The sequence below is a fragment of the Kitasatospora sp. NRRL B-11411 genome, assembly GCF_000721345.1.
In the GTDB taxonomy this organism is placed as follows: Bacteria; Actinomycetota; Actinomycetes; order Streptomycetales; family Streptomycetaceae; genus Kitasatospora; species Kitasatospora cineracea.
Genome location: NZ_JOGH01000003.1, coordinates 110,263 through 129,153, shown reverse-complemented (window position 1 = coordinate 129,153; position 18,891 = coordinate 110,263). Strand labels below are relative to the sequence as shown.

The 18,891-nt window shown below is 73.0% G+C and carries 14 protein-coding genes; 5 read left to right on the top strand and 9 right to left on the bottom strand.

Annotated features, from left to right (window positions below; translation table 11 throughout):
• Positions 1-60: 60 nt before the first annotated feature.
• The 7 genes from IH44_RS0102980 to IH44_RS0102950 all read right to left on the bottom strand — a co-directional run bounded on the left by IH44_RS0102980 (position 61) and on the right by IH44_RS0102950 (position 10,534).
• Positions 61-1,044 (bottom strand): PadR family transcriptional regulator, encoded by a 984-nt coding sequence (locus IH44_RS0102980; protein ID WP_030457781.1) that lies wholly within the window; start codon positions 1,042-1,044, stop codon positions 61-63.
• Entirely contained in the window at positions 1,044-1,937 is an 894-nt protein-coding gene (locus tag IH44_RS0102975; RefSeq protein WP_035953695.1) for a DUF4097 family beta strand repeat-containing protein, read from the bottom strand. The genes IH44_RS0102980 and IH44_RS0102975 overlap by 1 nt, the downstream gene beginning before the upstream one ends.
• Positions 1,938-2,154: 217 nt before the next feature.
• The gene (locus IH44_RS0102970; protein ID WP_030457779.1) at positions 2,155-2,334 is read right to left on the bottom strand and encodes a DUF6104 family protein; all 180 of its coding nucleotides are present in this window, start codon (positions 2,332-2,334) and stop codon (positions 2,155-2,157) included.
• A gap of 63 nt (positions 2,335-2,397) precedes the next feature.
• Positions 2,398-4,329 carry a serine/threonine-protein kinase gene (locus IH44_RS0102965; RefSeq protein ID WP_051816488.1) on the bottom strand — a complete coding sequence of 644 codons (1,932 nt, stop codon included), beginning with the start codon at positions 4,327-4,329 and terminating at the stop codon, positions 2,398-2,400.
• Between the two features lie 202 nt (positions 4,330-4,531).
• Positions 4,532-8,269, bottom strand: coding sequence for a multifunctional oxoglutarate decarboxylase/oxoglutarate dehydrogenase thiamine pyrophosphate-binding subunit/dihydrolipoyllysine-residue succinyltransferase subunit (locus tag IH44_RS0102960; protein ID WP_035953692.1), 3,738 nt, complete (start codon positions 8,267-8,269; stop codon positions 4,532-4,534).
• 301 nt (positions 8,270-8,570) lie between these two features.
• Positions 8,571-9,719, bottom strand: a complete 1,149-nt coding sequence (locus IH44_RS0102955) for an ATP-binding protein (protein ID WP_030457776.1) — start codon at positions 9,717-9,719, stop codon at positions 8,571-8,573.
• 80 nt (positions 9,720-9,799) lie between these two features.
• Entirely contained in the window at positions 9,800-10,534 is a 735-nt protein-coding gene (locus IH44_RS0102950; RefSeq protein WP_193588041.1) for a response regulator transcription factor, read from the bottom strand.
• 303 nt (positions 10,535-10,837) lie between these two features.
• Here IH44_RS0102950 and IH44_RS0102945 point away from each other — a divergent pair, with 303 nt between their 5' ends.
• From IH44_RS0102945 to IH44_RS0102935, 3 genes are all read left to right on the top strand, one after another.
• Entirely contained in the window at positions 10,838-11,569 is a 732-nt protein-coding gene (locus IH44_RS0102945; RefSeq protein WP_051816486.1) for a rhomboid-like protein, read from the top strand.
• Positions 11,570-11,961: 392 nt separating this feature from the next.
• Positions 11,962-14,355 carry an endopeptidase La gene (gene lon, locus IH44_RS0102940; protein WP_030457773.1) on the top strand — a complete coding sequence of 798 codons (2,394 nt, stop codon included), beginning with the start codon at positions 11,962-11,964 and terminating at the stop codon, positions 14,353-14,355.
• Positions 14,356-14,641: 286 nt separating this feature from the next.
• The gene (locus IH44_RS0102935; RefSeq protein WP_030457772.1) at positions 14,642-15,169 is read left to right on the top strand and encodes a GtrA family protein; all 528 of its coding nucleotides are present in this window, start codon (positions 14,642-14,644) and stop codon (positions 15,167-15,169) included.
• A 58-nt stretch (positions 15,170-15,227) separates the two neighbouring features.
• Here the strand turns inward: IH44_RS0102935 and IH44_RS0102930 are convergent, their stop codons facing one another.
• The gene (locus IH44_RS0102930) at positions 15,228-16,271 is read right to left on the bottom strand and encodes an ABC transporter permease (RefSeq protein WP_030457771.1); all 1,044 of its coding nucleotides are present in this window, start codon (positions 16,269-16,271) and stop codon (positions 15,228-15,230) included.
• A gap of 118 nt (positions 16,272-16,389) precedes the next feature.
• On the opposite strand from IH44_RS0102930, the gene IH44_RS0102925 reads away from it, so the two are divergent.
• Positions 16,390-16,854 (top strand): MarR family winged helix-turn-helix transcriptional regulator, encoded by a 465-nt coding sequence (locus tag IH44_RS0102925; protein WP_051816485.1) that lies wholly within the window; start codon positions 16,390-16,392, stop codon positions 16,852-16,854.
• A gap of 141 nt (positions 16,855-16,995) precedes the next feature.
• Positions 16,996-18,576 carry an MDR family MFS transporter gene (locus IH44_RS0102920; RefSeq protein ID WP_035953690.1) on the top strand — a complete coding sequence of 527 codons (1,581 nt, stop codon included), beginning with the start codon at positions 16,996-16,998 and terminating at the stop codon, positions 18,574-18,576.
• A gap of 82 nt (positions 18,577-18,658) precedes the next feature.
• On the opposite strand, the gene IH44_RS0102915 is transcribed toward IH44_RS0102920, so the two are convergent.
• Positions 18,659-18,886, bottom strand: coding sequence for a hypothetical protein (locus IH44_RS0102915; RefSeq protein ID WP_030457768.1), 228 nt, complete (start codon positions 18,884-18,886; stop codon positions 18,659-18,661).
• Positions 18,887-18,891 lie beyond the last annotated feature (5 nt).

The window sequence follows — 18,891 nt, the reverse complement described above, 5'->3', positions numbered from 1 at the left end:
CGCAGCGGGCGGAGCGCCCCCGACCCGTCCTCGGGAGCGCTCCGGGTCTCTGACGCGCCGTCAGCGCCCGTACAGGGCGCGGGCGGCGGCGGCCAGCGCCTGCTGGGCGCGGGCCAGCCGGGCGGCGTCGACGCCGCGGTCGCGGGCGGTGTCCCGGACGTGGTCGCGGAACCGGTCGAGCAGCCGCTCCAGCTCGCGGGCCGGGTCGCCGTCCGGGTCGGTGCGGGCCCAGTCCGGCAGGTCGGCGGCCTCGGGCGCCGGGGCGTCCTTGTCGAGGTCGATCCGGACGGCCGGCTCCTCGGGCGCGCCCCAGCGCGCGGCGTCCGCCAACGAGCCCAGGCCGCGGGTCAGTTCGGCCAGGCCCTCGGCCAGGCCGGCCGACCAGTCGCCGCCCGCGGCGTGCGCCCTGACCTGCTCCTCGACCCGGCGCTTGAGCCGCAGCGCCTCCTGCTGGGCAGCGGTGCGGGCGGCCTTGGACTGCTCGCGCAGCTTCCGGGCCTCCGCCTCGGCGGCCTTGGTCTGCTGCCGGGCGGCCTTCTCCTGCTCCTTGGCGCGCCGGGCCTGCTCCTTGGTCTCGGCCTTGAGCCGGGCGAACTCCTCCTTGGCCCGCTGCCAGGACTCCTGGTCGCGCCAGGGCGTCCCGGCCGAGGACGCGGCGGGGTCGGCGGCGGCCTGGTTCCACAGCTCGGCGCGCAGGTCCTTGGCGTTGTCCCGGACGTCCTGCCGGATGGCCCCGGCGAGCTGGCCGACCGAGTCGTGGATCTCGACCTCCAGGTCGGTCAACTCGGCCGCCCGGGAGGCGAGTTCGCTCCGCCCGGCGTCGGTCAGCCGGTAGACCTTGCGGCCGCCCTCGGTGGTGTGGCTGACCAGGCCCTCGGCCTCCAGCTTGGCCAGCCGGGGGTAGACGGTGCCCGCGGAGGGCGCGTACAGGCCGTGGAAGCGCTCCTCCAGCAGCCGGATCACCTCGTAGCCGTGCCGGGGGCTCTCGTCGAGCAGCTTCAGCAGGTAGAGGCGCAGCCGCCCGTGGCCGAACACCGGTGTCATCAGGACTCCTTGGTCAGGTCGAGCGGGGAGGCCGACAGCTCCTTGAGCGGGCGGTCCTCCTCGGCCTCGGGGCGGCGCTGGACGGTGACCGCGCCGGTCACGGTGGTCACCGCGAGGCGGCCGCGGCCGGTGCCGAGCTGGCCGGAGAGCTTCTTGGAGCCCCAGCCGCCGCCGACGCTCAGCTCGGCGAAGGCGCTGGAGAGCGTCCCGCTGGTGGTGCCGGCCTCGACCTTGGCGTCGGCGAGGGCGGGCAGCCGGACGCCGACCGGGCCGGAGACGGTGTTGACGCCGATGTCGGTGGGGGTGGCGGCGTCCAGGTCCAGGGTGACGGCGCCGGAGACCGAGTGGGCGCGGATCCTGGTCGCCGAGCCGGCCACCAGGGTGACGGCGCCGGACACCGTGTTGACCTTCAGCTCGCCGGACAGGCCCTCGGCGTCCACGTCCCCCGAGACGGTGTTGGCGCTGACCAGGCCGGTCAGCCCGGCCAGCGTGGTGGCGCCGCTGGCCCCGTGCACGCCGACCTCGCCGGCGATGCCGGAGACGGTGGCGTCGGCGGAGACGGTGCCGACCCGGACCACGGCGGCGGCCGGCACCGCGACCGTCAGGTCGGCGCTGCGCTTGCGGCGCAGCCCGGAGAAGAAGGACTTCACCGTCTGCACGGACTTCACGGCCTCGCCGAACTCGCCCCAGCTGAGGTCCTTGTAGGTGACCGTGAGCACGCCGTCCTCCAGGGTGACCTGGAGCGGCTCGCCCTCCAGCCTGGCCACCTCCAGCCGGGCGGGCCCCTCGGTGGGGACCACGTTCACGGCGCCGTCGACGACCCGGACGTGCAGGGTGTGCACGCTCTCGTCGAAGGCGATCTGCTCGGTGCTGTCTACCGTCCACTGGGTCATTTCCGGCTCCCCGTCCGCCCATACGCGATGTATCGCGTTCTTCTGTTATTCACGATATATCGCGTGACCGGGAAGTCAAGGAGGCCCGACCCCGATCCCGACCCGGAGCGCACCCCGACCCGGCCCCGACCCGCCCTCCGGGGGAACCCCGGGAACGCGGACGGCCCGGGAGGCGAACTCGCCTCCCGGGCCGTGCTGCTGACGGTGCGTCAGCCGGTCACTCGTCGTCCTCGTCGTCCAGCCGGGCCAGCCAGGTGGCCAGCCGCTCCACCGGCACCTCGAAGTCCGGGTTCAGGTCCACGAACTCCCGCAGGCGCTCGGCCAGCCACTCGAAAGTGACCTCCTCCTCGCCACGCCGGCTCTCCAACTCCTCGATGCCGCGGTCGGTGAAGTACACGGTGGTTCGCTCCGGGGGTGGGTGGTTCCAGGTCCGTCGCACCCCAGGATAGTGGCGCCGCGATCAGCCGTTGTACCGGTAGTAGCTGAGCGAGAGCGACACCGCGCCGTCGTTGCCGACGTTGGTGATCTTCATGATCGCCACGCCCCAGCTCTGCCGGTTGCGCACGCAGATCAGCCGGCCCGGCGGCAGGTCGCCGTACGGGAACGCGGCGCTCGGGTTCTTGTCGATGGCGTCCGAGCACTCCTGCGGGCTGAGCGAGTCCGACTTGCTGAGGTAGCGGTCGAAGTCGTCCGGCACGTACAGCTTGTCGTAGCTGGGCCGCACCAGGGTGTCGCTGATCGAGGTCGGCACCACCTTGCCGTTGAGCAGGTCGAAGCCGTAGTCGTTGCTGGGCGCGGACAGCGCGCGGTCGGTGTAGACCGCGGTGAACCCGGCCGGCGCCCCGCTCTGGTGGGCCGACGCGGAGGCCGAGGACTTCGCACCGGCGGACCCGGACGCCGACGGCGGGGCCGACACCCGGTCCTGGCTGCCGCCGCCGTCGCCGCCCACCCCGCCGCCCGCCGGGCTCGGGCCCACCGTGACGGTCTGGGTGGCGACCGGCCGGTCGTCCTTCCTGTCGTTCTTGCCGAGCTGCTTCATCAGCACCAGCCCGCCCGCGGTGCCCGCCAGCAGCGTCACCAGCGCGACCACCAGCAGGGTCTTCCAGGACACCCCGCGGCGGCGCTCCTCCCGCCCGGCGGCCGGAGCGGGGGCTGCCACCGGGACGGGCCCGGCGGCGAACGGGACGGCCGGGCCGGGCGGCGGGGTGTGCTGCTCGGTCAGCCGCACCGTCGGATCGGCCGGCGCCACCGGGCCGGTGACCGCCTCCGAGACGGGCACGGGCGGCCCGAACGCCCCGGCCGGCGGCAGCGGGGCGTGCGGCGCCGGAGTGTGCGGCGCCGGGGCGTGCGGCGCCGGGGTGTGCGCCTGCGCGGGCGGCTGGGCCGGCGGGGCGAGCGGCAGCGGGGGAGTGGCCGGCAGGGTCGGCGGCGCGGCCGGCAGCGGCGTCGGCGGGGTCCTCGGCAGGTCGGAGCGCCGGGTGATCTCGGTGTTCACCTGCCCCGGCAGCCAGTCCTCGCCGAACCGCAGCTGCCCGCCCACCACCGGGTGCTCCCGGGCCGCCTCGATGATCTCGGCGGGCGTCGGCCGGTCCTGAGGGTCCTTGGCCAGGCAGCGCCCGATCAGCTCGCGCAGCGGCGCCGGCACGGTGCCCAGCTCCGGCTCCTCGTGCACCACCCGGTACAGCACCGCGGTGTCCGGCCCGTCGCCGAACGGCGGCGCGCCGCCCGCCACGTACGCGGCCAGCGCGCCCAGCGCGAACACGTCGGTGGCCGCGGTGACCGGCCGGCCCTGGGCCTGCTCCGGCGACATGAAGGCGGGCGAGCCGATCCGGTAGCCGGTGCCGGTCAGCGCCGTCGCGTCGGCGGCCCGGGCGATGCCGAAGTCGATCACCCGCGGCCCGTCCGCGGCCACCAGCACGTTGGCCGGCTTGAGGTCCCGGTGCACCACCCGCACGCTGTGGATCGCCTGCAGCGCCTCCGCGATCCCGCCCACCAGCAGCAGCACCGTGCGCACCGGCAGCGCCCCGTGCTCGCGCACCACCTGCTGCAGCGACGGCCCGGGCACGTACGAGGTGACCAGCCACGGCGCGCCCGACTCCAGGCCGCCGGAGTCGATCACCTGCGCCGTGTACAGCCCGTGGATGCGCTGGGCGCTGCTCACCTCCTGCGCGAAGCGGCGGCGGAACTCCCCGTCCTCGGCGAACTCCGGCCGGACCACCTTGAGCGCCACCGGCCGGCCGCCCGGCGTGTACGACAGGTAGACCCGGCCCATGCCGCCGGCGCCGAGGCGGGCGAACAGCCGGTACCCGCCGACCTCCCGGGGGTCGTCCGGCAGCAGCGGCTGGAAGACCGGTGGGAGTGGGACGGCGTTCTGCGGAGTGTCGGCTGCCATGCGGCGGTTCCCCCTTGGACGACGGTGCCGGAAGACGGCCGTCCGGGCGGCTCCACCGGACGGCGCCCCATAACCTATCGATCCGTCAGAACCCGTGCAGCCCGCGGCGGTCCGCAGCGCATCACGGTCCGGAAACGGAACCGCCCCCGCCCCCGGAGAACCGGGGACGGGGGCGGTCGGTGCGGTGCCGCGCCTCAGCGGGTCAGAGCGAGAACACCTCTTCGATCAGCGCCTGCTGCTCGGCCGCGTGCCGCTTGGCGGAGCCGACCGCGGGGGCCGAGGAGGCCGTGCGGGCGACCCGGCGCAGCCGGGCGTTGCCACCGGAGCGGCCGATCACGACCTGCAGGTGGTCGACCAGGTTCATGGCGATGAACGGCCAGGCGCCCTGGTTGGCCGGCTCCTCCTGCGCCCAGACGAACTGCACGTCGTCGCCGTAGCGGCTGAGCTCCTCCTGGAGCTCGGCCACCGGCAGCGGGTACAGGCGCTCGACGCGGACGATCGCGGTGTCGGTGGTGCCGCGCGCGGTCCGGGCCGCCTCCAGGTCGTAGTAGAACTTGCCGGAGGTGATCACCACCTTGCGGACCTGCGCCGGGTCGACCGTGCTGTCCCCGATCACCGGGCGGAACGAGCCGCTGAGGAACTCGGAGGTGGCGGACGCCGCGGCCTTCAGGCGCAGCATCGACTTCGGGGTGAAGACGATGAGCGGCTTGTGGTGCGGGTTGTGCGCCTGCCAGCGCAGCAGGTGGAAGTAGTTCGACGGCAGGGTCGGCATGGCGACCGTCATGTTGTCCTGCGCGCACAGCGCCAGGAAGCGCTCCGGGCGGGCGGACGAGTGGTCCGGGCCCTGGCCCTCCATGCCGTGCGGCAGCAGCAGGGTGACGCCGGAGTGCTGGCCCCACTTCTGCTCGGCGGACGCGATGTACTCGTCGACCATGGTCTGCGCGCCGTTGACGAAGTCGCCGAACTGCGCCTCCCACATGACCAGCGCGTTCGGGCGGGTCAGCGAGTAACCGTACTCGAAGCCCATCGCCGCGTACTCGCTGAGCAGCGAGTCGTAGACGGTGAACCGGGCCTGGTCCTCGGTCAGGTACATCAGCGGGGTGTAGTCCTCGCCGGTGTTCCGGTCGATCAGCACCGCGTGGCGCTGGCCGAAGGTGCCGCGGCGGGAGTCCTGGCCGGCCAGCCGGACCGGGTGGCCCTCCATCAGCAGCGAGCCGATGGCGAGCGCCTCGCCGGTGGCCCAGTCGATGGTGTTGTCCTCGACCGAGGCGGCGCGGCGCTGCAGCTGCGGCAGCAGGCGCGGGTGCACGGTCAGCCAGTCCGGCAGGTTGACCTGCGAGGCGGCGATCCGCTTGACCATCTCGGCGGAGATGCCGGTCTGGATCGACACCGGGAAGTCCGCGACCGGGCGGCCGGCCTCGGCCGGGGCCGGGGCGGCGACGGCCTCGCGGACCTCGGAGAACACCTTCTCCAGCTGGCCCTGGAAGTCCTGCAGCGCCTGCTCGGCCTCTTCCATGGTGATGTCGCCGCGACCGATCAGCGCCTCGGTGTAGAGCTTGCGCACCGAGCGCTTCTTGTCGATCAGGTCGTACATCAGCGGCTGGGTGAACGACGGGTTGTCGGCCTCGTTGTGACCGCGGCGGCGGTAGCAGATGAGGTCGATCACGACGTCCTTGTGGAACTGCTGGCGGAACTCGAAGGCCAGGCGCGCGACGCGGACCACGGCCTCCGGGTCGTCGCCGTTCACGTGGAAGATCGGCGCCTCGATCATCCGGGCCACGTCGGTGCAGTACATCGAGGAGCGCGAGGAGGCCGGGGCGGCGGTGAAGCCGACCTGGTTGTTGACCACGATGTGCACGGTGCCGCCGGTGCGGTAGCCGCGCAGCTGCGACATGTTCAGGGTCTCCGCGACCACGCCCTGGCCCGCGAAGGCCGCGTCGCCGTGGATCTGGATCGGGAGCACCGGGAAGGTGGTGCCGCCGAAGTCCAGGATGTCCTGCTTGGCGCGGGCGATGCCCTCGACGACCGGGTCGACGGTCTCCAGGTGCGAGGGGTTGGCGGCCAGCGACACCTTGATGGTCTCGCCGTCCAGGCCGGTGAAGGTGCCCTCGGAGCCCAGGTGGTACTTCACGTCGCCGGAGCCGTGCATCGACTTCGGGTCGAGGTTGCCCTCGAACTCGCCGAAGATCTTGCCGAACGGCTTGCCGACGATGTTCGCCAGCACGTTCAGCCGGCCGCGGTGCGCCATGCCGATGACGGCCTCGTCGAGGCGGTGCTCGGCGGCGGCGTCGATGGTGGCGTCCAGCAGCGGGATGAGCGACTCGCCGCCCTCCAGCGAGAACCGCTTCTGCCCGACGTACTTGGTCTGCAGGAAGGTCTCGAACGCCTCGGCCGAGTTCAGCCGGCGCAGGATGCGCAGCTGCTCCTCGCGCTCCGGCTTGGTGTACGGCTTCTCCAGGCGCTCCTGCAGCCACTTGCGCTGCGCCGGGTCCTGGATGTGCATGTACTCGATGCCGACGGTGCGGCAGTAGGTGTTGCGCAGCAGGCCGAGGATGTCGCGGAGCTTCATCATCTTCTGGCCGCCGAAGCCGCCGACCGCGAACTCGCGCTCCAGGTCCCACAGGGTGAGGCCGTGCGAGACGACGTCCAGGTCGGGGTGCTTGCGCTGCATGTACTCCAGCGGGTCGGTGTCGGCCATCAGGTGGCCGCGGACCCGGTAGGAGTGGATCAGCTCGATGACCCGGGCGGTCTTGTTGACCTCGTCGTCGTGGGTGGTCGCCACGTCGGTCGCCCAGCGCACCGGCTCGTACGGGATCCGCAGGGACTCGAACACCTCGTCGTAGAAGTTGTTCGCGCCCAGCAGCAGCTGGTGGATCGAGCGGAGGAACTCGCCCGAGGCCGCGCCCTGGATGACCCGGTGGTCGTAGGTCGAGGTCAGGGTCATGATCTTGGAGATGCCCAGGCGGGCCAGCGTCTCCTGGGAGGAGCCCTGGAACTCGGCCGGGTACTCCATCGCGCCGACGCCGACGATGGTGCCCTGGTTCTGCATCAGGCGCGGCACGGAGTGCACGGTGCCGATGCCGCCGGGGTTGGTCAGCGAGACCGTGACGCCGGTGAAGTCGTCCATGGTCAGCTTGTTGGCGCGGGCCCGGCGGACGATGTCCTCGTAGGCCTGCCAGAAGCCGAAGAAGTCGAGCGTCTCGGCCTTCTTGATGGCCGCGACGACCAGCTGGCGGTCGCCGTTCGGCTTGACCAGGTCGATGGCGAGGCCCAGGTTCACGTGCTCGGGCTTCACCAGGTAGGACTTGCCGTCCTCCACCTTGTAGCTGTAGTTCATCGCGGGGTTGGCCTTCACGGCCTGGACCAGCGCGTAGCCGATCAGGTGGGTGAAGGACACCTTGCCGCCGCGGGCGCGCTGCAGGTGGTTGTTGATGACGATGCGGTTGTCGATCAGCAGCTTCGCCGGGACGGCGCGCACCGAGGTGGCGGTCGGAACCTCCAGCGAGGCGTCCATGTTGGACGCCACGGCCTTGGCCGGGCCGCGCAGCTGGACCAGCTCGGGGCCCTCGGCGGCGGCCTTCGCGGGCGCGGCGGCGGCCGGGGCCGCCGCCTTCGGCGCGGCGGGGGCGGCCGGGAGCGGCGCGGGGGCGGCCACCGGCTGCGCGGGCGCCGGCGCGACGGGCGCGGGGGCGGCGGGCGCGGCCGGAGCTGCGGCAACGGGAGCGGCAACGGGGGTCGGCTGGGCGCCGACCGGAGTTGCGGCCTGGGTCACTGGAGTCACCTCGGTACCGGGCTTGTAGTCGGCGAAAAAGTCCCACCAGGCACGGTCGACCGAGGCCGGGTCCTGGAGGTACTGCTGGTAGATCTCGTCGACGAGCCACTCATTGGGGCCGAAGCCAGTGGAGCTTGCCGAGCTGGGGGTTTCTTGGTGTGGCGACACGGGGCAACCGCCCTCTTCCGCTTCCTTTTGGGATGGTGGACAGCGGGGATTAAGGCTACGCCTCCGACCAGTGATCGCGCAGTCCCCGGTGGTCAGGCGTCACCCAGATCACACCGCCGAGCGGGTTTTTGGCCGGATCCGAGCGTTAGGGATGCCGGAAATCAGGGAAAAGGGCCCCTGATCGGTCGTGGTCATACTGGCAGAAAATCGGACGAAGTAGTGGTCTGGACCAGTTGGCGGTCCGGAGCGGGGGCCGGTGCCGAGCAGCCCGTCCCCGGTTTGTACCGATTCCGCCACAGTCTCAGACCGGCGCCGGCGTCTCACCCGGCAGGGTGACCTCGATCCGGCAGCCCGCGGCCGCCTCCGCCACCCGGATCCGGCCGCCGTGCAGGTCCACCGCCCAGCGCGCGATCGCCAGCCCGAGGCCCGTCCCGCCGTCGCTGCCCGGCCCCAGCGCGGTCGGCGAACCGCTCCGGCCGAACCGCTCGAAGACCCGCTCGCGGTCCGCCGCCGGGATGCCCGGACCCTGGTCCTCCACCTCCAGCAGCAGCCCGCCGCCCTCGGCCGCCCGGGCCCGCACCGTCACGGTGCCGCCGGCCGGCGAGTGCTTGCAGGCGTTGTCCACCAGGTTGGCCACCACCTGGTGCAGCCGCTCCTCGTCCGCCACCGCGGACAGCCCGGCCGGCTCCACCTCCACCTCCAGCCGGACGTCCCCGCGCCGGGCGTACGCGCCGCCCGCCGTCGCCCCGTCCACCGTCACCCCGCGCAGCACCCCGTCCAGGAACGGGCGGACCGGGAACGGGCGGGAGTCCAGCGGGACCACGCCGTCGTCCAGCTTCGACAGGTCCAGCAGGTGGGTCACCAGCCGGCCCAGCCGCTCGGTCTGCTCCAGCGCGGTGCCCAGGTTCTTCGGGTCGGGCTTCACCACGCCGTCCACCACGTTCTCCAGCAGGCCGCGCAGCGCCGCGATCGGCGTGCGCAGCTCGTGCGAGACGTTGGCGATCAGCTCGCGGCGGTGCCGGTCGGCGGCCTCCAGGTCGCCCGCCATCCGGTTGAAGGTGTCGGCCAGCTCGCCGATCTCGTCCCGCGAGGACACCTCGACCCGGGCGCTGTAGTCGCCCTCCGCCATCGACCGCGCCGCCGCCGTCATGTCGCGCAGCGGCGCCGTCAGCCCGTTCGCCAGGAACTGCATGAACAGCAGCGAGGCGATCAGCGAGAAGATCATGATGATCCGGATCTGGGTCTCCGACCGGATCGCCACCACCACCATCCCGGTGGCCAGCACCACCGAGACGACCACCAGCACCGCCAACTTGCCCTTGATCGAGCGGACCGGGTCGAACGGGCGGATGTCCGTCCACACCCGGTGCGCGGCGCGCGCCGCGAGCGAGGGCCGGGGCCGGGGGGGAGCCGGCTCGGCTTCCCCGTTGCGTTGCTGCGGAAAGGTCATGGTGTCCCTGCGACTTGTCCTCGGTGAGGGGGCCGGACGCGCCGCGGACGGGCCCGCGGGCCCGGACCGGCGGCGTCCGGTCAGGACAGCGGGGCCTCCAGCGCGTACCCCACGCCGTGCACCGTGCGGATCCAGCTCGCGCCGATCTTCCGGCGCAGCGCCTTCACGTGGCTGTCCACCGTGCGGGTGCCGGACGCGTCGGTCCAGTCCCACACCTCGGCCAGCAGCTGCTCGCGGGTCAGCACCGCGCGCGGCTGCGCGGCCAGGCAGGCCAGCAGGTCGAACTCGGTCGGCGTCAGGTGCACGTCGCCGCTGCCCAGCCGGACCCGGCGCTGCACGTGGTCGATCTCCAGCTCGCCGAACCGCAGGGACCCCAGCGCGGGCGTCCGGGCCGCCTGCTGGGCCCGCTCCACCCGGCGCAGCAGCACGTTCACCCGGGCCGCCAGCTCGCGCATCGAGAACGGCTTGGTCATGTAGTCGTCCGCACCGACGCCCAGGCCCACCAGCAGGTCCGTCTCGTCGTCCCGCGCGGTCAGCATCAGCACCGGCACCGGGCGCTGCGCCTGGATCCGGCGGCACACCTCCAGGCCGTCGAAGCCCGGCAGCATGATGTCCAGCACCACCAGGTCCGGCTGCCAGGTGTGGAACCCGTCCACCGCGCCCGGCCCGTCGTGGGCCACCGCCACCTTGAAGCCCTCGGCTCCCAGCCGCGCCGCGATCGACTCCGCGATGGTCGGCTCGTCCTCCACGACGAGCACCCGTCGCTGGGTGCCCACCGGTCCACTGCTGATCGGCTCTTGCTGAATCTCTGTCACGGTCACGCCACCGCCCCCAGGGCTCGCGGGCCGGCCGTCCGGGGGGACGGCGGGCTTCCGCTCGTAGTCGTCTTGTTTCCGTCGCGCCGTTCCGGCGCTGAGTGCCCCCGCCCGCGGTCGGGGCAGGTTTGGCAGGTCCCCGCTCGGACGGGCACGGGCCGATACCTTACCCGCAGCACTTGCGAGCTGTAACGGTACGTGTGCGAGCGGCACGTGCCCGGGCAGAGGTCTTCACAGAAGTTCCTCAGACACCTCTCACCCGTCACCCGTATCGTGGGCACGACGAAGCGTCCTGGAGGCACCATGACCAGCGCGGAACTGCGCCGACGACTGATCCGGCCCGGACTCCGGGCCGTGCCCACGCCGCGGGCCAACCCGTTCGCCCTCGGTTACCTCGCCCTGCTGCTCGGCACCACCCTCTACGCGCGCTTCGGCGACCAGGACACCGTGCACCGGCTCCAGTCGCTCTCCTCCACCGACGCGCACAACCTGCTCGTCCACCCCGCGCTCTCCCTGGTCGGCAGCGGCCTGTGGGTCGCCGGACCGGTCTGGATGCCCTACTTCTGGGCCTTCGCCCTCACCGTCGCACCCTTGGAACGACGCATCGGCGGCCTTCGTGCCCTCGGCGTCTTCGGCGCCGGCCACATCGCCGCGACCCTGCTCTCGCAGGCCGTCGTGGTGGCCGCGGTGGCGGCCGGCGGAGCCGAGACCGAGCTGCTCGACGCGATGGACATCGGCGTCTCCTACGGCGTCCTCACCTCGCTCGGCGCGCTCGCCGGACTGCTCGGCCCGACCGGGCGGAAGGTCGCGCTCGGCGCCGGGCTCGCGCTGATCGGACACCAGCTGCTGACCGACCCCGACCTGATCACCTCGGTCGGCCACCCCGCCGCGCTGGGGGTGGGCGTCGCGCTCTGGCCGCTCCTGCGCGGGCGCGGGCCCCGCGGCCCGTGGCGGACGCGGCGGGCGCGGACGGCGCGACCGGTGCCGGTGTGGGGCGCGCAGGGCCGGCCGAAGGCGGCCCCGGCGGAAGGGTGACCGCGCAGTCGCACCGGCGCGCGGGCGGGCCGAAGGCGGCCCCGGCGGAAGGGTGACCGCGCAGTCGCACCGGCACGCGGGCGGGCCGCCCGTGCCACGACCTTTCCGGCCCGCGCCTGCCGCCCCGCGCAGTTCCCCGCGCCCCTGACGGGGCGCGGGGTTTTCGCTGTGCCGGGATTCCTCGGGCCGGCCGGCTTCGCGCGCTGCCCGTGCTGTTCCGCAGTCTTCCGGGCCCCTCTTTTCTCGGCTCCGTGCGGTTCCCCGCCTTCCGCCGACGCGGGGTTTCCGCTGTGCCGGGGTGTGTTCACTGGGGGTGAACGCGGGGTGGGGAACAATCGGGGGGCGCCAGACCTTAGTCAGGTCAGCTCAAGTTCACTGACTGGGGAGAGATCATGGCATCGATGTCCGCTCCGCTCACTCTGCCGGTGCTGCCGCTCGACGACGAGGTGGTGCTCCCTGGCATGGTGGTTCCGCTGGAGCTTTCGAATCCCGAGGTGCGGGCCGCCGTGGAGGCGGCGCGGGCCGGGAGCGGAGGGGGGAAGCCGCAGGTGCTGCTGGTGCCGCGGCTGGACGGGTCGTACGCGGCGGTGGGGGCGCTGGCGACGGTCGAGCAGGTGGGGCGGCTGGCGGACGGGGATCCGGCGGCGCTGGTGCGGGCGGTGCGGCGGGTGCGGATCGGGGCCGGGACGACCGGGCCCGGGGCCGCGCTGTGGGTGGAGACCACGCCGTTCAAGGAGTCGGACCAGGGGCTGCCGGTGGCGGGGCGGGCGGCCGAGCTGGTCAAGGAGTACAAGGCGCTGTCGACGCAGTGGCTGCGCCGTCGCGGGGCCTGGCAGATCGTCGACCGGGTGGCCGCGATCGAGGACGTCGGCGAGCTGGCCGACAACATCGGGTACGCGCCGTTCGCGACCGCCGAGCAGAAGCTGAAGGTGCTGCTGGAGGCGGACCGCCCGGCCCGGCTGGAGTACGCGCTGAGCCTGCTGCGCGAGCACCTCGCGGAGGAGGAGGTCAACGACACCATCCGCAAGGACGTCGAGGAGGGCGTGGCCAAGCAGCAGAAGGAGTTCCTGCTGCGCCGCCAGCTGGAGGCGGTGCGCAAGGAGCTGGCCGAGCTGAACGGCGAGAGCGACTCCGAGGAGGACGACTACCGGGCCCGGGTCGAGGCGGCCGCGCTGCCCGAGAAGGTGCGCGAGGCGGCGCTCAAGGAGGTCGACAAGCTGGAGCGCGCCAGCGACCAGTCGCCCGAGGGCTCGTGGATCCGCACCTGGCTGGACACCGTCCTCGAACTGCCGTGGAACGAGCGCTCGGAGGACGCGTACGACATCGCCGGGGCCCGCGCCGTGCTGGACGCGGACCACACCGGGCTGGCGGACGTGAAGGACCGGATCGTCGAGTACCTGGCGGTGCGCAAGCGCCGGGCCGACCAGGGCCTCGGCCAGATCGGCGGGCGCCGGGGAGGCGCGGTGCTGGCGCTGGTCGGGCCGCCCGGGGTCGGCAAGACCTCGCTGGGTGAGAGCGTGGCCAAGGCGATGGGCCGCTCGTTCGTCCGGGTCGCGCTCGGCGGCGTGCGGGACGAGGCGGAGATCCGCGGCCACCGCAGGACGTACGTGGGCTCGATCCCCGGCCGGATCGTCCGGGCGGTCAAGGAGGCCGGGACGATGAACCCGGTGGTGCTGCTGGACGAGATCGACAAGGTCGGTTCGGACTACCGGGGCGACCCGGCGGCGGCCCTGCTGGAGGTCCTCGACCCGGCGCAGAACCACACCTTCCGGGACCACTACCTGGAGGTCGAACTCGACCTCTCCGACGTGGTGTTCCTGGCCACGGCGAACGTGCTGGAGGCCATCCCGGAGCCGCTGCTGGACCGGATGGACCTGGTCCGGCTCGACGGCTACACCGAGGACGAGAAGGTCGCCATCGCCCGCGACCACCTGCTGCCGCGCCAGCTGGCCAAGGCCGGCCTCGGCGGGGACGAGCTGACGGTGGACGAGGCGGCGCTGCGCAAGCTGGCCGCCGAGTACACCCGGGAGGCGGGCGTCCGGAACCTGGAGCGGTCGATCGCGCGGATCCTGCGCAAGGTCGCCGCGCAGACCGAGCTGGGCGAGCGCGAGCTGCCCGCCGCGGTCGGCGCGGACGACCTGCGGGCCCTGCTGGGCCGGCCGCACCACGTGCCGGAGGCGGCGCAGGAACCGGCCGAGCGGCGCACCGCGGTGCCGGGCGTGGCCACCGGGCTGGCGGTCACCGGGGCCGGCGGCGACGTCCTCTACATCGAGGCCTCGCTGGCGGACGCCGAGACCGGAGCGACCGGGCTGGTCCTGACCGGCCAGCTGGGCGACGTGATGAAGGAGTCCGCGCACATCGCGCTCTCCTACCTGCGCTCGCGCGGCGCCGAGTTGGAGCTGCCGGTGACCGGGCTGCGCGAGCGGGGCATCCACCTGCACGTGCCGGCCGGGGCGGTGCCGAAGGACGGCCCGAGCGCGGGCATCACCATGACCACGGCGCTGGCCTCGCTGCTGTCCGGCCGCAAGGTGCGCACCGACGTGGCGATGACCGGCGAGGTGTCGCTGACCGGGCGGGTGCTGCCGATCGGCGGCGTCAAGCAGAAGCTGCTGGCCGCGGACCGCTCCGGGGTCACCACGGTGATCATCCCCAAGCGCAACGAGGCGGACCTGGACGACGTCCCCGCCGAGGTGCTGGAGCGCCTGACGGTCCACCCGGTGTCGGACGTCCGCGAGGTGCTGCGGCTGGCCCTGGAGCCGGCCGAGGTGCTGGTGGCGGCGGCCTGACGCCCGGAGCAGGGGCCCCGTGGACACGTTCCACGGGGCCGGGGGCCTGCCTCCGAACCCCCGCCTGCCCCACGACGCCTGGCACGCGCCCTCCTTGCCCGCCATCGGGCAGGAGGGGCCCGCTCGCCGCACCGGCCGAAAACCCGAGTACACCCAGTACAAGGGCTTCCGGCCGGCACGCCGAGAGCACGCGCCAGACGCCGCGAGGCCGGCCTCCGGCCGACGACGGGGGTTCGGAGGCAGGCCCCTGCTGGTCTCCGTTCCGCGCCGATGGGACACTTCCCGCATGCCGTCCCCTACGCAGCGCGCGCTGGCCCTGGTGCCCCAGCGCCTCCGTCCGGTCCTGGTGAAGCACCGCAAGCTGGTGAAGTTCCTCGTGGTCGGAGGGACCTGCTTCGTCCTGACCATGCTGATCAACTTCGGGCTGAAGACCACCGTGCTGGACAGCAAGCCGGTGCTGGCGCTCACCATCGCCACCGTGGTGACCACGGTGATCTCGTACGTGCTGAACCGGCAGTGGTCGTTCCGCGCGGCCGGGCGCAAGCGGGAGGCGGCCGGGTTCTTCGTGGTCAGCGCGCTGGCGGTGGGGGTGAACGACCTCCCGCTGGTGGCGTCCCGGTACCTGTTCGACTTCCGGACGCCGGACGTGAGCCACTTCACCCAGGAGCTCGCCGACTTCTTCAGCGGGATGATCATCGGCACCCTGCTGGCGATGGCGTTCCGGTTCTGGGCGATGAACCGCTTCGTGTTCACCGAGCTGTCCGAGCGGGCGGCCGGCCACCAGCAGCCGGGGCGGGCGCCCGAGCGGGTCTGACCCCGCCTGGGCCGGGCCGGTCCCCGGCCGGGACGGATCAGTCCTCGGGCGGGACGGATCAGCCCTCGGGCGGGATGGGGCGGCCGAACTGCGGGCGGCGGGCCACCGCCAGGAAGGTCACCGCGATGCCGAGCACCGCCCAGAGCGCCAGCACCAGGAACGGCACGGTGAGGTTGGTGGAGTCCAGGTAGGCGATCGAGCGGGCCGCGGAGGTGCCGGCCCCGTTCGGGATCCACTCGCCGATCGCCCGCCAGAACGCGGGCAGCAGCGGCGGCGGGAAGACGCCGCCCGCACTGGGGTTGCCCAGCACCACGAAGAGCAGCACCGCCAGCCCGATGCCGACCACGTCGAACAGGCACTCCAGGGCCATGGTGACGGCGCCGACCGAGAACACCACCAGGGTGCCCAGGCCGGTGAGCGCGGCGATCGAGCCGGGCAGCGCGTGCAGGATCGGGCCGATGATCAGCGCGCCGCCCAGGCCCGCCGCGACCGAGTACAGCGCCAGGGTGCCCAGCCGCAGCACCGCCCGGGCGGTGTTGGCCGGGCGGGAGCCGGCGCTGATCCCGAGGATCGAGGCGACCAGGTAGCCGCCCACGCACCAGCCGACCACCAGGTAGAAGGCGGACAGCCCCTCGGCGTCGCCCTTGGCCAGCGGGACGGTGTCGTCCACCACGACGGTGCGGCCCTGGCTCGCGGCCAGCTTCGTCACGATGCCCTCCGCGGCGGTGGAGGCGGCCGGGCCGCGGGCCTCGGCGACCAGCAGCGCGTCCTCGGTGCCGGTCGGGTCGACCACCCAGGCCGCGTAGATCTTCTGGTCCTTGATCCGGGCCCGCGCGGTGTCCCCGTCCGGCAGGACGGAGGCGCGCACCGCGTCGTCCGGGACGGACTCCAGCGCGCCGACCAGCTTGGGCGCGACCTCGGGCGGGGCGACCACCGCGATGGACAGCTCGTGCGGCGTCGGGTGGTGCAGGGCGCCCACGTAGGAGGTGATGAAGCCGAGCTGGAGCAGCAGGACGGCGACGACCAGGAAGAACGCGCGCGGGGTGACCGCGTCCCGGAGTTCGCCGAGGAATCCCTTGGCCGGCTCTGCCGTGTGGGCCATGGCGGGGCGTCTCCTTGGGGTAGAGGGGGCGAGTGGTTCAAAAGAGGCAAAACGGATACTTCATATCATGAAACAGTTGCGTGCCGGGGGAGGCGCGAGCTGCGCGATACTGAGCGCCATGAGTGACCCCTCGGACCGGCGGAGCCCCGCCGAACTGGCGTTCCTCGCGGTCGAGCGCGAGGTGGCGACCCTGTTCCGGCGCAGCCGGGCGCGGGCCGCCGAGATCTCCCGGCTGGTGCACCCCGAGCTGGAGGCCGGGGCGTACGTGCTGCTCGGGTTCATCCGGGAGTCCGGGCGGGCCCGGGTGACCGACGTCGGGCTGCACTTCGGGGTGGGCAAGGCCACCGTGAGCCGGCAGATCCGGGCGATCGAGGAGCTGGGGCTGCTGCGGCGGGAGACCGACCCGCTGGACCGGCGGGCCTCGCTGGTGTCGCTGACCGAGGAGGGCGAGCGGCGGTTCGCGGCGGCCCGGGAGCAGCGGATGGACCGGTTCCGGGCCTCGCTGGCCGGGTGGGAGCCGACCGAGCTGGAGCAGTTCGCCCGGCTGCTGGAGCGGTTCAACGAGCTGACCGAGGGGGTCTGACCGGGGCGTCTGGCCCGGCGGCAGCGGATCCCGAGCGCTCCTCGACCGGGCGCGCCTTTACTTGGACTTGAAGAAAGTTGCCTCAGTCAACTATCCGCGTATAGTTGCTTGAGGCAACGAATTTTTAGTCGAAGGAAGCGCATGTCGACGACCCTCAAGGCACCACCGCAGGTCCAGATGTCCCACCGCCAAGTCCTCGAAGCCCTCTCGGGCCTGCTGCTCGGCCTGTTCGTGGCCGTGCTCTCCTCCACGGTCGTCTCCAACGCGCTCCCGCGGATCCTCACCGACCTGCACGGCGGCGAGTCCGCGTACACCTGGGTGGTCACCGCCGCCCTGCTGTCGATCACCGCCGCCACCCCGCTCTGGGGCAAGCTCTCCGACCTGGTCAGCAAGAAGCTGCTGGTCCAGATCGCCATGGTGATCTACGTGCTCTCCTCGGCGCTGGCCGGCCTGTCGCAGAGCATCGGCATGCTGATCTTCTGCCGGGTGCTCCAGGGCATCGGCGCCGGCGGCGTGATCGCGCTCGGCCAGATCTGCCTGGCCGCGATGGTCCCGCCGCGCGAACGCGGCCGCTACAGCGGCTACTTCGGCGCGGTCTTCGCACTCGCCACCATCGGCGGCCCGCTGATCGGCGGCGTCATCGTGGACACCTCCTGGCTCGGCTGGCGCTGGTGCTTCTACGTCGGCGTCCCGTTCGCGCTGGTCGCCATCCTGGTGCTGCAGCGCACCCTCAAGCTCCCCGAGGCCGCCGCCCGCAAGCCGAAGATCGACTACCTGGGCGCGACGCTGATCACCGCCGCCGTCAGCCTGCTGATGATCTGGATCTCGCTGGCCGGCAAGAACTACGACTGGGTCTCCTGGCAGACCGCCGTCATGGTGCTCGGCGGCCTGGCGCTGGCCGGCCTGTTCGTCGCGGTCGAGAAGCGCGCCGCCGAACCGCTGATCCCGCTCGACCTGTTCCGCCACCGCACCGTCGCGCTCGCCGCGCTGGCCAGCGCCTTCGTCGGCGTCGGGATGTACGGCACCACCACCTTCCTCGGCCAGTACTTCCAGCTCGCCAAGGAGAAGTCGCCCACCCAGGCCGGCCTGCTCACCCTGCCGATGATCCTCGGTCTGGCGGTCTCCTCCACCGTGGCCGGCAAGCTGATCACCAAGTACGGCAAGTGGAAGGGCTTCCTGGTCGCCGGCACCGTGCTGCTCGCCGCCGGCCTCGGCCTGATGGGCACCGCCCGGGCCGACACCGCGTACCCGCTGCTCGCCCTCTACATGCTGCTGGCCGGCATCGGCCTCGGCCTGACCAGCCAGAACCTGGTGCTCGCGGTGCAGAACACGGTGCCGCGCAACGAGCTCGGCGCGGCCAGCTCGGTGGTCACCTTCTTCCGCACCATGGGCGGCGCGATGGGCGTCTCCGCGCTCGGCGCGCTGCTCGGCCACAAGGTGGCCAGCTACGCGGCGGAGAACTTCGCCAAGGCCGGGATCCCCGCCGCCGGGGCAAGCGGCGACGGCATCCCGGACCTCAAGAAGCTGCCCGCGCAGATCGTCCCGCTGATCACCGACGCGTACGGGCACGGCGTCGGCACGGTGTTCCTGATCGCCGCGCCGTTCGCGGTGGTCGGCTTCCTGCTGGTGCTGTTCATCCGCGAGGTGCCGCTGCGCACCTCCAACGAGGAGCGGCCGACCGCCCCCGCCGGGGCCAAGCAGGCGGAGCTGGTCGCCGACTGACCCCGACCGGTCCGCGGACCGCGACGACATGCGAGAAGGGCCCCCGCCGGCGTGGCGGGGGCCCTTCGTCGTGCGCGGCGCGTTACTTGGCGGCGATCAGTGAGATGCCGTACAGCACCACGGCCGTGCAGGCCGCGAAGCAGACGCCCGCGGCGACCAGGGCCGGGACGCCCCTGCCGGTGCCCGCCGCGACGGCGGCCTCCCGGCGGGACAGTGCGAGGTTGCCGAGCGCGAAGACGGCGACCACGGCGACGGTGACGAGCAGGCTGACGCCCGCGGTCTCGGCCAGTGCGGCCCACTTGATGTTCATGGCGG